Here is a 12,741-nt window from a genome sequence, read left to right as displayed (position 1 = left end):
CTCAATTGTGGTATTTTTAAATGACTTAATATCACAAATTACTAATTTTTACATACGTAATTTTTAGCTACTTCGCTGTTATTTAATTAGGCGACAGTCGATAAACTTCTTGTTAATTATTTTAAATTCTATGAATGTGCAATTTCGTCAAGTTACTTTTGAAGATAAATTGAGTGGAATTATTGGCTTAGTGATTGGGCTAATGTTTATTGGGGCTGGTTTTTGGTCAAACCAACAAATTGCTTATGAGCGTGCCACACTAACAGAAACACAAGGTAGGGTAGTAGATACGGTTCACCGTCGTGAACGCGATCGCAATGATCAACAAAAAGACACCTACGCGCCAGTAATCGAGTTTCTCGTCAAGGGTGATCCTGTCCGCTTTACAGGTGACTATGATTCCTCCCGCGCCAGCGAAGGCAAAATAGTAGCTGTGCGTTATGACCCCAAGCAACCAGCAACTACAGCGAAAGAAGTCGAACCCCTGGAATCATTCGTATCTTGGCTAGCGATTGGAATGGGTGGACTCAGCGTAGTTTCTGGTCTACGTCAGTTGTCACCTGTGCAGCTGTCTTTGGGTGAGTAATTTGATTCAGACTTCACATAGCATATTTTTCTATTCAACATTAGAAAGCTGATTTGCTCTATTTTATGGCTCAAATCAGCTATTTTTGCTTTATTAATGCGGACACAGGAAATTTAGTATGAGATGTTACAGAAATTAGTGGCTGATTTTGTCAAAGAGTGTAGCGATCGCCTATAAAATAAACATAGATAATAAATTTAGTCTTTTGAATTTCATAATTGACAAAAATGTCAATTGATTTAACAAAAAAGTTTAAATTTTGTAATGGGAGCATGAACTATGGATATGCAAGTCCTGAGAGAGCGTGCTGGTGTCAGTCGCGCCGAAGTGGCCTTCAGGCTTGCAATCAGTGAAACCAGCGTTCGTAACTGGGAAGCTGGGCGGACTGAGCCAACCATGACCCCAAAAAAATATTTGGAAGCTTTGCGGATATTTAAATGTACCCCTGAAGAATTAGCGATCGCCAGTGAAAAGTCAATTAATCAACGACACAAGCGTAAACCAGGAAGGCCCAGACGCTTTCCAGAAAATCAGGTAACACAGGTGACTGATTCGCCGGTTTGCAACTGATAGCCTGCTAATTCAAAGTCTCATATTTAGAGATGGCTTTAGCTAACTGTCTGAGTAGTTAATTGCTGTATAACCACTGTTTAATGCAGTTTCAGGTGTAAATCTGCCACAAGCTAAGAGATAATTTCAGGGTAATTTTGAGCCTTGCTAACTTTCTCACTAGTGCGATCGCTCACGGTATTAGTCGCGGTAGCGCGATAAGATTCTAAAACAATAGTTGTAAAAAAGGTCTAAATGGCAGAAACACTATTCTTCAACGCTTTGCGGGAAGCCATTGATGAAGAAATGGCGCGTGATTCCAGTGTCTTCGTTTTAGGTGAAGACGTAGGACACTATGGAGGTTCTTACAAAGTCACTAAAGACTTATACAAAAAGTACGGCGACTTGAGAGTTTTAGATACACCCATCGCAGAAAACAGCTTCACTGGGATAGCAGTCGGCGCAGCCATGACAGGATTGCGACCCATCATTGAAGGTATGAACATGGGTTTTCTGCTCCTCGCCTTCAACCAAATCTCCAACAACGCTGGGATGTTGCGTTACACTTCCGGTGGTAACTTTAAAATCCCAATGGTAATTCGCGGCCCTGGTGGTGTTGGTAGACAACTAGGTGCAGAACACTCCCAACGTCTAGAAGCTTACTTCCAAGCCGTCCCAGGATTAAAAATTGTCGCCTGTTCTACCCCATACAACGCCAAAGGACTACTAAAAGCTGCCATTCGCGATGATAACCCCGTGTTGTTCTTTGAACACGTTTTACTTTACAACTTAAAAGAAAATCTCCCAGAGGAAGAATACGTACTTCCCTTAGATAAAGCTGAAGTTGTCCGCAAAGGTAAAGATGTCACAATCTTGACTTACTCACGGATGCGTCATCATGTGATGCAAGCTGTAAAACCTTTAGAAAAACAAGGTTACGACCCAGAAGTAATTGATTTAATATCTCTCAAACCACTAGATTTTGATACTATCGGCGCATCAGTGCGGAAAACCCATCGCGTCATTGTTGTAGAAGAATGTATGCGAACCGGCGGTATTGGTGCAGAATTAGTGGCATCCATTAATGATCGCCTATTTGACGAACTAGATGCCCCAGTATTAAGACTATCATCCCAAGATATTCCCACACCTTACAACGGCACACTAGAACGCCTGACCATCGTCCAGCCAGAGCAAATTGTCGAAGCCGTGCAGAAAATGGTCGCGATGCGCGTTTAGGGATTGGGGACTGGGTATTGGTGACTGGGGAGAAGGTAGACAAGGTAGACAAGGTAGTTTTTACCCAATGCCCCATGCCCCATGCCCCATTCCCAATGCCCTATTCCCCATACCCACCTACTCATAACTGATGCAAAGAGCGTTATTATAGCGTTTGTCAGTTGCGAGTTACGGTATGGAGAGACAGCGATCGCTTTTAGCGTTAATCTTAATTTTAGTCATAGCCGCCTTGGCCTTTAGCTGGAGATTTCCCGCACCCTTGGGCTTAGATTTACGCGGTGGTTCACAACTTACCATCGAAGTGAAACCTACAGCCGAAATTCCTCAAATCACCGAACGGGAATTAGATGGGGTGAAAAAGGTTGTGGAAGGGCGGATTAATAGCCTGGGTGTTTCTGAACCCATTATTCAAACCGTGGGTACAAATAAAGTCCTGGTACAGTTACCAGGGGTGAACGACCCAGAACAAGCAGAACGAGTTCTAGGCGGTACAGCACAACTAGAATTTCGTCTGCAAAAACCCAGTACAGAAACTCAATTATTGGCATTTCAAGCATCACGGGCCCAATTGAAAGCCAAGCAAGAAGAATTAAGAAAAAGTCAAGACCAAGCGGCAATTAATAAAAATTTAGAAGATTTAAAGAACAATAATCAAGCGATCGCTGATTTATTTGAAAGCACCAAACCCCCGCTTGATGGTAAATATCTTACAGATGCCTACGGCGAACCCACCCGACAAGGTAACAACTGGAATGTAGCCATTCGCTTTAACCAAAAAGGTGGCGAACTTTTTGCCGAACTCACCAAAAATCTTGCAGGTACAGGACGTAGTATCGGGATTTTTCTCGATAATGAACTAATCAGCGCGCCTGTTGTTGGGGTAGAATTTGCCAGTGCTGGGATTACTGGTGGCTCTGCGATCATTACGGGTAGATTTACTGCCCAACAAGCTAATGATTTAGGCGTGCAACTGCGTGGCGGTGCTTTACCTGTACCCGTAGAAATTGCGGAAATTCGGACAGTTGGCGCAACCCTGGGACAAGATAGCATCAAAACCAGCATCTATGCTGGGATTGGCGGTCTGATTTTAGTCTTAATCTTTATGGTGGTGTACTATAGACTACCAGGATTAATTGCGGATATTGCCCTCATTGTCTACGCCATCTTGACTTGGGCTAGCTTTTGTCTATTAAATGTCACCCTCACCTTACCAGGAATTGCAGGTTTTATTCTCAGCATCGGTATGGCAGTAGACGCAAACGTGCTGATTTTTGAACGCACAAGGGAAGAGTTAAGAGCCGGGAAATCACTGTATCGATCTGTTGAGTCTGGCTTTTATCGGGCTTTCTCCAGCATTTTAGATGGCAACATCACCACAGTTATTGCTTGTGCTGCTTTATTTTATCTGGGGGCGGGCTTAGTCAAAGGCTTTGCTTTAACTTTGGCTCTAGGTGTGGCTGTGAGTATGTTTAGTGCTATTACTTGTAGTCGCAGTTTAATGTTCGTCGCAATTTCTATTCCTGCACTGCGAAAACCAGAACTTTTCTGTCCTAACCTGCCAAATTCAGGAGCATCAAACCAGGCAGAGGTGGCTAAATGAAACTCAGTATTAACAAATCGCGATCGCTTTGGTGGGCAATCTCTTGTGCCATCATCTTAGCTGGTATCATCTCAATGGTGATTTCTTGGCAAAATCCCAATATCCGCGCCCCTTTACGTCCCAGCTTAGATTTTGTCGGTGGTACCAGACTACAATTCGAGCGAGATTGTAATAAACCAGGAAATTGCGACAAACCCATAGATATTAATGTTGTGCGGGAAGTCGCCAAAGCACAAGGACTTGGTGATAGTAGTATTCAAATCGTCGCCGACAAAGATACACGTAAAGAAAACGGCATCCTCATCCGTACCAAAAATTTAGATCGAGAACAACGTATCAAACTACAAACCGCCTTAAGCGAAAAAGTAGGTGCTTTTGACGAGCAGAAAAATCAGATTGATACTGTAGGGCCGACCTTGGGGCGAGAGTTGTTTAACTCCGGCATCATCGCCTTAGTAGTCTCTTTTATTGGCATTATTGTTTACTTAACATTTCGGTTTCAATTAGACTACGCCATATTTGCGATCGTGGCTTTACTTCACGATGTACTAGTCACAATGGGAATGTTTTCGATTTTCGGTCTAGCATTTGGCACAGAAGTAGACAGTTTATTTATTGTGTCTCTCTTGACAATTACAGGTTTCTCTGTAAACGATACAGTAGTTATTTACGATCGCATCCGAGAAACATTAAAAACCAACTCTAACCAAAAGATTACTGAGATTGTTGATGATGCCGTCAACCAAACTTTAGGCAGATCCATCAATACCACTTTCACAACTATGCTCCCATTGTTCGCCATCTTCTTATTTGGTGGCGAAACCCTGAAAAACTTTGCTCTAGCACTCATTATCGGCTTCACCGCCGGAGCTTACTCCAGTATTTTCATCGCCAGTACCTTACTAACACTATGGCGAGAACGCACAGGTAAATATACAGTAGGAGAAGCTACTGGAGTCACTGATACATCTGTAGAGTAAGTAGTCAATTAGGGAACAGGGAACAGAATCTTAAATTGATTAATCCCTAATCTCCAATTTCCAGCCCCAGAAAAAGTAAAAAGGCAAAAGAATCTTTTCCTTTCTTTTTACTTTTGCCTTTTACCTTTTACCTTTTGCCTTTTGCCTTTTGCCCTTTGCCCTTTGCCTTTTGCCTTTATCCCCAATCCCCATGACTAAACCAGAAGAACCAGAAATTTCTGGTAATGAACAATCTCTAGCGCAACAAGTCCAAAGACTACACCAGTTGACTGTGTATGGTAGATGGATATTCGTCGGCTGTTTATGGCTGACAATTGCTCCCTTGTGTTTGTGGAATCTCCGTTCCGAAATCGTCTTGTGGAAACAATACTTTACTTGGGTAGCACTGCGCTATGGAGTTGTTTACCATCCATTCTCTGCTATAGGTTTAGGATTTTGTATTGGGATGACAACTTCTGTTTTAGTTTGGCAAAGCCGAAATATCTTGTTGGGATTACCACAACAAGAAAAGCATCGTCTAGAAAAACAAGTATTTCAAATTCGCCAACAAGGCCCCACTCATCCCCTATGGAAATGGGTATGTCAAGAGTCGATAGTCAATAGTCAATAGTCAATAGTCATTAGTCATTAGTTTTTCTTCCCCCTGCCCCCTGCCTAATTCCCAGGACACGAATACCAGAATTCGGTGATTTCTTGCACAATATGATTGAAAGACAGTGAAAAGACTGCCACATCGGAGTGCCTACATGATGAATCACCCACAAATTCAGTTTCGTGAGCATCACCATGCTGAAATAGACCTTGATCAACTCCAAAATTTATTTGAGATTGCAGCTTTTTGGGCGAAAGGACGTACTATTAAAGATTTGAGTATAGCTATTGCTAATAGCAAACCAGTAATTTCTGTTTGGGATGACACAAAACTGATTGGTTTTGCTAGAGCTACTTCCGATGGAATTTATAGAGCGACAATCTGGGATGTGGTTATTCACCCAGATTATCAAGGGACTGGGTTAGGTAGTAAATTAGTGGAAACTGTATTGAGTCATCCACAAATGCAAGTTGAGCGTGTTTATTTGATGACTACTTATCAACAGAAGTTCTATGAAAAAATTGGTTTTCAGACTAATAACACTACCACTATGGTTTTGTATAATCAAGCCAATCTGAGCAACATGACTACTGCGGAAGTTCAACTTTCAGAATCTCTAGGGGCATAGATATTTGTATCCTTGCTAACTGCTCTGTCTCCCCAGCCACGGGATCTGCTAATATTTCCAAATTACCCCCCATCGTTGTCAGTAACTTTTGATTGAGCAATAGTTTCATCCCAGGGGAAAGAGCAGTTTTTTCTGGTTCTACATCACTGGTTTCAGATGTGAGTAAATCTATGGACTCATAGCTCAACAAAGCGTGTTGCGGTAAATCTAACCAAATTTGTACATAGTCATCACTAAGACCACAAGAAAGACAAATATTACCTTCTTTCATTTGAGAAATAGCTGTATCTACGAAGCTTAGTAATATCTGTCTCAACCATCTTTGGTCAGCTAAAGCGCAAATCTCTGGCTCTGGGGGTATGACTCGCAATTTAAAATTGCGGTCTACTGCCAACATATAAGTTAAGTTATAGACTTCTTGTAAAATCTCAGCTACAGGACGGGGTTGAATATCTAATTTATTCGTACCATGTTCTGTTCTGACAACATTGAGAATTTCATCCATAAGATGCAGCAATTTTAAAGCCCGTTCATGAGCTTGAGCAATAAATTCGCGTTCTTCTGCTGGATCTTCACATAAATCCGACAAAATCAACTGATGTAATCCAATTAGACCATTTAGAGGCGATCGCAATTCGTGGGTAGTCCGCGCTAAAAATCCCCCTTTAAACTCACTCATTTCCTTAGCCATTTCATAGGCTAATTGAGTGTTTCTGATCGTTTCTTGGAGTAATATTTCTTCTTGTTGATTTGTGGGTGTCATAGGTGATTCTCTTGCAATCGGTTTGACAGCGCGTTTTGTCAATAACCGGCTAGAACCTAACCCGATAAATAATCCTACTCCGAGATATACCCAGTTACTCCAATTCATATTTTGACAGATATTAACTTTTTCTTTGATCACAACCAGGAAACAACTGTTTCCCACTTCAACCCATTTAAACGCTAAATGCTTAAATTAATAGCACCTTGACGTAAAATTTTCCAGTTGTTCCCTGTCCATTTAGCAACAGTAGAAGGCTGACGCAGTATAGTATTTTCACTGAAAAATTCTTCAGGCGTAAACTCTAATGTCAGTACATCAGGAAATTGATCATCAATTTCTGCCATAGTTTGTAGAGCTGGCTGACCTGATAAGTTGGCACTTGTGGTAGCTAAAGGGCCTGTGCGTGACAAAATAGCTTGAGCGATCGCACTGTTCGGAACTCGAATCCCAATAGTTGTAGGATCATGGGGATTCATCGCTTGGGGGATGCGATCGCTAGCCGGTAATACCAGTGTCAATGCACCAGGCCAATACTGATTCACCACTTGCTGCCAAATCTGATATTCTTCTTGGCTACCCTGAACATAAGGCCATAAATCTTCCGCACTAGCTCCCATTAAAATTAAAGGCTTATCCTGACTGCGCTGTTTAGTCGCAAAAATCAACCCTGCTTTTTTCGGTAAAGTCGCCAGTGCAGGAACAGTATCCGTAGGAAAACTGACAACAACACCAGCACGCACACCAGCAATTAATTTTTCTAAAGCCACTTTAGTCATAAATTCCTGAGTTATGAGTTGTGTGGAACACTACTACTCATACCAACTTAAAATTCAAAATTCAAAATTCAAAATTCAAAATTAAGACTCAGCACTCAATAGTCAATAGTCATTAGTCAATAGTCATTAGTCATTAGTCATTAGTCATTAGCCATTAGTCAATGGTCATTACTCATTACTCATTACTCATTACTCATTACTCATTACTCATTACTCATTACTCATTACTCATTACTCAGCACTCACATAAGCTAAAGCAAAGCGTTCAATACCTTCTAAATCCTTGTGAATTTGAATGTTTTCATAGCTACCTTGCTGCTGTAAAAGGGTTTTTACTGCTTCAGCTTGTCCAGCCATCATTTCAATTAGCCAAATGCCACCAGGCCTTATATAACTAGGGGAAACTTCGATCAATTGGCGAATATCATCCAAACCATCAGCACCACCATCTAAGGCTAAATGTGGTTCATGGTTGACTACTTCTGGTTGCAATGTCGGTACAACATGGCTAGGAATATAGGGTGGGTTAGACACCATCCCACTAACTTGACCTTTGAGGTCTGTTAACGGTTGCCACCACGACCCATGATAAAACCGGATGCGGTCAGCTAGACCTAGAGTATCAGCATTTTCCTGAGCGATCGCTAAAGCTTCTCGACTAAAATCTACAGCGTGAATTGTCGCTTGTGGTAAAGCATCAGCCAATCCCAAAGCGATCGCGCCACTACCAGTTCCCAAATCTACCCAATTTCCTTGCTGTAGTTGTGATGCGATCGCACTGTTAGCAGTAGCAGCCACAGCTAAATCTATCAAGCATTCAGTTTCTGGTCTGGGAATTAAAACTGCATGGGAAACTTTCAGGCGAAATTTTCGCCAAGGTGTACTCCCAGCAATATACTGTACAGGCAAACGCTCCTCTAAGCGTCTTTGCCAAAGTTGGTCTAGTTCTTCTAAAGACAAAGCCATACTCATCTCAACTTTGTCTTTAAAAGACTCTAGACGCAGTGCTAACCTGTCTAAACCCGCTAACTCTTGCAGTAACCAATCTATTTCCGCGACTGGAATATGATCAGCGATCGCTGCTTTGATTGCTTTGTTGCGCCATTGCCAAAGTTGTAAACCAGAAACCACATTGTACTTACGCATTGAGCAGAATTATCAGGTGTAAACTGTTGATTTTCTTAATATGCGCCAGCGATCGCTGTTTATTAAATATTAGCCGTCAAAATGCTCAACCGACTTAATTCCCTGAATACACAGTGCGTAAGTCTTCGGGTCATTATTTTTTCTTCGGTGGTGTAGCGGCTGGACGTTGATTTGACGCAGGAGATTGGGGAGCTAAAGAACGAATAAAATTGATAGATTCCCGTGATGGATATAAGACAATTTTATTCATCATCGGATCATTACTGCTATTGAGAGCTTCCATTACACCGTAAAGGTCTACCACCTGAATCTCAGTATTAGCACCTTCTTGGGGTACAGCTTTCTTGAATTCATCTAACAAAGCTACAGCTTGCTCTTTCTCAAAAAAGAACGGAATATAACGTTCATTTCCCTGTGCCAAAGGGATTGTCAAATAGCTATTTTCTTTCTTAAATTTAGGTACAAATAAGGGGATACCGTTGAATTGATTTCCCTTTTGACCACTCTGATTTAACAAACTAACTGCCGATTCAACCTGTTGTTGCATCGGCATCAAGGTATAAATAATCGAATCTGATTTCTTTTTACCTTCTAGGACAATCTTATAGTAATCGGCTAAAGACAAAGGCCTGACTTGTAGCGTACTAGCCAATTGGGGGTTTTCTTTCTTCAGACGATTATCTAAAAACTTTTGTGCATCCTGTTTGCTCAGAAAAAATCCTACCTGTGAGAGCTTTTTCCCTTGGTTTTCTCTAGAAACAACAATAAATTCACCTTTAGCATTAGTGAGTGTAAATACAGGTACTTGTTGTAGTTTACTAACTACCTGATCTTGTGGTAGTGCTAGTGCCTGTTGACTACCTAACCCTGGCAATTCAGCAGGTATTATACTGCCCGTAAGACCCAATATTAAGCCCCAACGAACCAATGTTTTCATGACAGTTCCTCGTATCAATAGTTCAACTTAGTTATGAAGTGAGACAAATTGTGTGATTGGCATAGCACCAACTAGTCTTAGTTATATAGCAATCCCTTGGAGATGTGAAAAACTGATCGCAGTTGATTAATACTAGCAAGCATCTCTCAAAACGTTATGTCTTCAAGTTTCTGGGAACTGCGATCGTGATATTCATCACTATTGGAATGTGGTCAAGTTGTGTTTTCTTTCAAATTTACCTTGCTATGCACTAAGTAATACTGTAGATGCCTATTAGTATTTAGCTGTTGTAGCACTTATAGAGCAAAAAAACATTCTCTCTTTTCCTGGATTCAAGGCCATTCTCTGGAATTCCTCATACATGAGGGACACCATCAAATAGTTAATTGTTCCATTTAGCAGCGTTTTAGGCAATCAATCCTATATAGTTCCAATCAACCTTTATAAGTTTGTCAGCATGAATTGATTGACCTGAATAAATTCAATGGTCAACAGCTTAACATTTATCTATTCAAGTTAAATTTTCTATTTTTTAGGGAATTTCCTATGGATTGGCATTAAGTTAAAACTAAGGCTACTCAACTAGGTAGAGCATAGTAAATGATTAGAGGTTGGTAGTGAGGACTTTAGTCCTCTCTGTGAGACGCTCTGCGAACAGATAAGGACTAAAGTCCTTACTACAAACTTAATCCTAGTTTTTTCACATTACTTAACGTAATTTAGCTTTTCCGTTTTCAAGCAAAACGACTCTAGTCTTGACTTAACGTTACAGCTTGATTATCTTAAATCGGGATGACAGGATTTGAACCTGCGGCATCCTGCTCCCAAAGCAGGCGCGCTACCAAGCTGCGCTACATCCCGTAACAACTTTTTCATTATATCACTATTGTTAACAACTTACCACAACATTTAATTTTTCCATACCGATTTTTTTATCTGCCCTCCAATCAATCGACGGCTAGCCGTTGAAACCTCGACTGCGCCCGAAGAAGAAGCCGAGCCGAGTCGAAATTTCAACATTCGCCCCAGATTAGTAAAGTTAATGAGGATACCAAAACATACCTTTGATCCCCTCTGGATCTGGCATAAAACCCATAGTTCTGTAGAAATCTACAACATGAGGATCAGCAAACAGTGTGACATTGCTAATCTCTTCACTTCTGAGTTTTTTGAGGACATATTTCATCAAGGCCTTACCCAACCCTCTACCTTGAAAGTCAGGGTGAACCACCACATCCCAAATCGTGGCGTTAAAGGCGTGATCTGAGGTAGCACGAGCAAAACCAATCAGTCGTCTTTGATTGCCTCTGACTTGCCACATGGAGGCTACGAGAAAACTATGCTCAATAGCCTTTTTAACTTTTCTTAAGGGACGACGCGACCAACCGACAGCATCACACAGTTCTTCTAATTCATACAGATCAATATCTCGCTCCGTACTGAAAACAATACGTTCCGCACTCCGCGTAGCTGCGGAGGCATCACTATTGGAGTAAGAGTTGCCTGTAGCATCTACTGTATGCTCTTCAAAAGAGGTTGTTTTACTTGTTGTCGCAGATTCTGATGTACTAAACCAAGTTTTCCAAAAACCCATGCCAACGTGGTTCGGGTAGTATAACTGAATTGGTTTCCACTCTTAAAAGTGTTGATTCACGTTTTCTGAAACCTGTACTATTTTTAACCTGAATTCTCAAGTTTGTGAGAAATCATTGAGGTTTTTCATAGCCACAGGCAGATATTGCGTGTTTCACACCAATCATCTTCAACTTTAGCACTTTGTTGTAAAGGCTAGGAGAAATTCCTGAAAAGGAGAAAATACTAGGATCGATTTGTATATAAATACTTAAGGACTAGGTATTAATTACTGAAGATGAGTCAAGGGCAAGATGGGGAAGACTAAAGACAGGGAATAGGGAGTCGAGAATGGGGAATTGGGAAACCTAGATCATTAACAAGGGGTTAGACTGTAAACCTTGACCTTGTTCGTAACAGAAAAAATCCTTACACCTTGAAACTTTCACACCCAGTCCCAATTCCCCATTCCCAATTCTCTCTTTACCCCATTCCCACTTCCCAGGCGACGTAAGCAAGCGAGTTTTAACCCCAAAGATGGCTTCTGGCTTAAAATCTTCAACACTGGAACTCCTAAAACGCTTCAACCGAGCGTTTCCCCAATTTTATGAGCAATTTGTCAGCAGTGAAATTCAACTGCAAAATCTCCGGTTAGCCTATCGGCTTTATAAAACCAAACGGGCTGTCATTGAACTAAAACCAGAAGGTAGTAAAAGTGCATTACATTTTGCCTATCGCAATCAGTCATTTCTGTTAAGTGATATTTTTGGTGTGCTAGCAGCTTATGGACTAACTATCCACAGTTTGAGTCTATATGGACAGATTCGTCCTCCCATGCTCGTTTTTATCAAACTTTTGGTATCTCGTGGTAGTAAAGCCTTGACAGAGAAAACCGCCGACAATGTTTGTCGCGCCATTCGTGAAGCCTTGGGCGGCAGATTCGAGGTGGAAGAGATGCTAGCAGTAGAATTTAACTTAGATGTGGGTTTAGAACAGGTACAGACGGAATTTTACGTTGATCCGGTATTTCATCTGCCGGCTTTAGTCATTGAGGCAGATAATCAACCAGGGTTATTTTATAAGGTCATGTACGCCATCTGGCAAGAAGACCTTTTAGTTGTTAATGCCAATTTATTAGTTTGGCGGGGACGTACAAGATTGATTCTCTACCTATTAGGGCCAAATGAAAGTTTAATTCCTGAGTATCTAGGACATAAAATTGCGGAGGGAGTGCGTCAAAGATTACTAGGTAAGTAAGGGAATAGGCAATGGACTCCTAAAAGCCAATCAATGCCTAATACCCAATGCTTTCTTAAAATTTTGTAGTTTCTGACCATAGAGAATTTTGAATTTTCGATAGTTTGTCTTGC

Annotated in this window: 13 protein-coding genes and 1 tRNA gene; 8 read left to right on the top strand and 6 right to left on the bottom strand. The window is 41.2% G+C overall.

Annotation, left to right across the window (positions count from 1 at the left end; genetic code table 11):
* Positions 1-130: 130 nt before the first annotated feature.
* From CLI64_RS13135 to CLI64_RS13105, 7 genes are all read left to right on the top strand, one after another.
* Positions 131-586 (top strand): DUF3592 domain-containing protein, encoded by a 456-nt coding sequence (locus tag CLI64_RS13135; protein WP_103137648.1) that lies wholly within the window; start codon positions 131-133, stop codon positions 584-586.
* A gap of 279 nt (positions 587-865) precedes the next feature.
* The gene (locus CLI64_RS13130; RefSeq protein WP_103137647.1) at positions 866-1,156 is read left to right on the top strand and encodes a DNA-binding transcriptional regulator; all 291 of its coding nucleotides are present in this window, start codon (positions 866-868) and stop codon (positions 1,154-1,156) included.
* Positions 1,157-1,390: 234 nt separating this feature from the next.
* The gene (locus CLI64_RS13125) at positions 1,391-2,374 is read left to right on the top strand and encodes an alpha-ketoacid dehydrogenase subunit beta (RefSeq protein WP_103137646.1); all 984 of its coding nucleotides are present in this window, start codon (positions 1,391-1,393) and stop codon (positions 2,372-2,374) included.
* Between the two features lie 175 nt (positions 2,375-2,549).
* The gene (gene secD / locus CLI64_RS13120; protein WP_103137645.1) at positions 2,550-3,974 is read left to right on the top strand and encodes a protein translocase subunit SecD; all 1,425 of its coding nucleotides are present in this window, start codon (positions 2,550-2,552) and stop codon (positions 3,972-3,974) included.
* The gene (gene secF / locus CLI64_RS13115; RefSeq protein WP_103137644.1) at positions 3,971-4,954 is read left to right on the top strand and encodes a protein translocase subunit SecF; all 984 of its coding nucleotides are present in this window, start codon (positions 3,971-3,973) and stop codon (positions 4,952-4,954) included. Before secD ends, secF begins: the two co-directional genes overlap by 4 nt.
* Before the next feature lie 190 nt (positions 4,955-5,144).
* A complete protein-coding gene (locus CLI64_RS13110; RefSeq protein WP_103137643.1) occupies positions 5,145-5,564 on the top strand; it encodes a hypothetical protein in 420 nt (139 codons plus the stop codon).
* Between the two features lie 139 nt (positions 5,565-5,703).
* Positions 5,704-6,174, top strand: a complete 471-nt coding sequence (locus tag CLI64_RS13105; RefSeq protein ID WP_103137642.1) for a GNAT family N-acetyltransferase — start codon at positions 5,704-5,706, stop codon at positions 6,172-6,174.
* On the opposite strand, the gene CLI64_RS13100 is transcribed toward CLI64_RS13105, so the two are convergent.
* The 6 genes from CLI64_RS13100 to CLI64_RS13075 all read right to left on the bottom strand — a co-directional run bounded on the left by CLI64_RS13100 (position 6,134) and on the right by CLI64_RS13075 (position 11,393).
* Positions 6,134-7,045: a sensor histidine kinase KdpD gene (locus tag CLI64_RS13100; protein WP_103140704.1), complete on the bottom strand. Its 912-nt coding sequence runs from the start codon at positions 7,043-7,045 to the stop codon at positions 6,134-6,136. The genes CLI64_RS13105 and CLI64_RS13100 overlap by 41 nt on opposite strands.
* Before the next feature lie 74 nt (positions 7,046-7,119).
* Positions 7,120-7,716 (bottom strand): L-threonylcarbamoyladenylate synthase, encoded by a 597-nt coding sequence (locus tag CLI64_RS13095; RefSeq protein ID WP_103137641.1) that lies wholly within the window; start codon positions 7,714-7,716, stop codon positions 7,120-7,122.
* 231 nt (positions 7,717-7,947) lie between these two features.
* On the bottom strand, positions 7,948-8,862 hold the full coding sequence (gene prmC / locus CLI64_RS13090) for a peptide chain release factor N(5)-glutamine methyltransferase (protein ID WP_103137640.1): 915 nt from the start codon (positions 8,860-8,862) through the stop codon (positions 7,948-7,950).
* 133 nt (positions 8,863-8,995) lie between these two features.
* Complete coding sequence (locus CLI64_RS13085) at positions 8,996-9,799, bottom strand: Tic22 family protein (RefSeq protein ID WP_103137639.1); 804 nt, start codon at positions 9,797-9,799, stop codon at positions 8,996-8,998.
* 787 nt (positions 9,800-10,586) lie between these two features.
* Positions 10,587-10,660: transfer RNA gene (locus tag CLI64_RS13080), tRNA-Pro, on the bottom strand.
* 178 nt (positions 10,661-10,838) lie between these two features.
* Positions 10,839-11,393 carry a GNAT family N-acetyltransferase gene (locus CLI64_RS13075; protein ID WP_103137638.1) on the bottom strand — a complete coding sequence of 185 codons (555 nt, stop codon included), beginning with the start codon at positions 11,391-11,393 and terminating at the stop codon, positions 10,839-10,841.
* 515 nt (positions 11,394-11,908) lie between these two features.
* On the opposite strand from CLI64_RS13075, the gene CLI64_RS13070 reads away from it, so the two are divergent.
* Positions 11,909-12,628 (top strand): hypothetical protein, encoded by a 720-nt coding sequence (locus tag CLI64_RS13070; RefSeq protein WP_103137637.1) that lies wholly within the window; start codon positions 11,909-11,911, stop codon positions 12,626-12,628.
* Positions 12,629-12,741 lie beyond the last annotated feature (113 nt).

This window comes from Nostoc sp. CENA543, from assembly GCF_002896875.1.
Lineage (GTDB): Bacteria > Cyanobacteriota > Cyanobacteriia > Cyanobacteriales > Nostocaceae > Trichormus.
The sequence above is the reverse complement of the archived record's forward strand: the minus strand, read 5'-3'. Positions and strand labels throughout refer to the sequence as shown.

Coding starts and splice junctions, on each gene's coding strand:
- CLI64_RS13105 (WP_103137642.1), top strand. CDS start 5,704: ATGAATCACCCACAAATTCAGTTTCGTGAGCATCACCATGCTGAAATA.
- CLI64_RS13110 (WP_103137643.1), top strand. CDS start 5,145: ATGACTAAACCAGAAGAACCAGAAATTTCTGGTAATGAACAATCTCTA.
- CLI64_RS13100 (WP_103140704.1), bottom strand. CDS start 7,045: ATGAATTGGAGTAACTGGGTATATCTCGGAGTAGGATTATTTATCGGG.
- CLI64_RS13125 (WP_103137646.1), top strand. CDS start 1,391: ATGGCAGAAACACTATTCTTCAACGCTTTGCGGGAAGCCATTGATGAA.
- CLI64_RS13070 (WP_103137637.1), top strand. CDS start 11,909: ATGGCTTCTGGCTTAAAATCTTCAACACTGGAACTCCTAAAACGCTTC.
- CLI64_RS13075 (WP_103137638.1), bottom strand. CDS start 11,393: ATGGGTTTTTGGAAAACTTGGTTTAGTACATCAGAATCTGCGACAACA.
- prmC (WP_103137640.1), bottom strand. CDS start 8,862: ATGCGTAAGTACAATGTGGTTTCTGGTTTACAACTTTGGCAATGGCGC.
- CLI64_RS13095 (WP_103137641.1), bottom strand. CDS start 7,716: ATGACTAAAGTGGCTTTAGAAAAATTAATTGCTGGTGTGCGTGCTGGT.
- CLI64_RS13130 (WP_103137647.1), top strand. CDS start 866: ATGGATATGCAAGTCCTGAGAGAGCGTGCTGGTGTCAGTCGCGCCGAA.
- secF (WP_103137644.1), top strand. CDS start 3,971: ATGAAACTCAGTATTAACAAATCGCGATCGCTTTGGTGGGCAATCTCT.
- secD (WP_103137645.1), top strand. CDS start 2,550: ATGGAGAGACAGCGATCGCTTTTAGCGTTAATCTTAATTTTAGTCATA.
- CLI64_RS13135 (WP_103137648.1), top strand. CDS start 131: ATGAATGTGCAATTTCGTCAAGTTACTTTTGAAGATAAATTGAGTGGA.
- CLI64_RS13085 (WP_103137639.1), bottom strand. CDS start 9,799: ATGAAAACATTGGTTCGTTGGGGCTTAATATTGGGTCTTACGGGCAGT.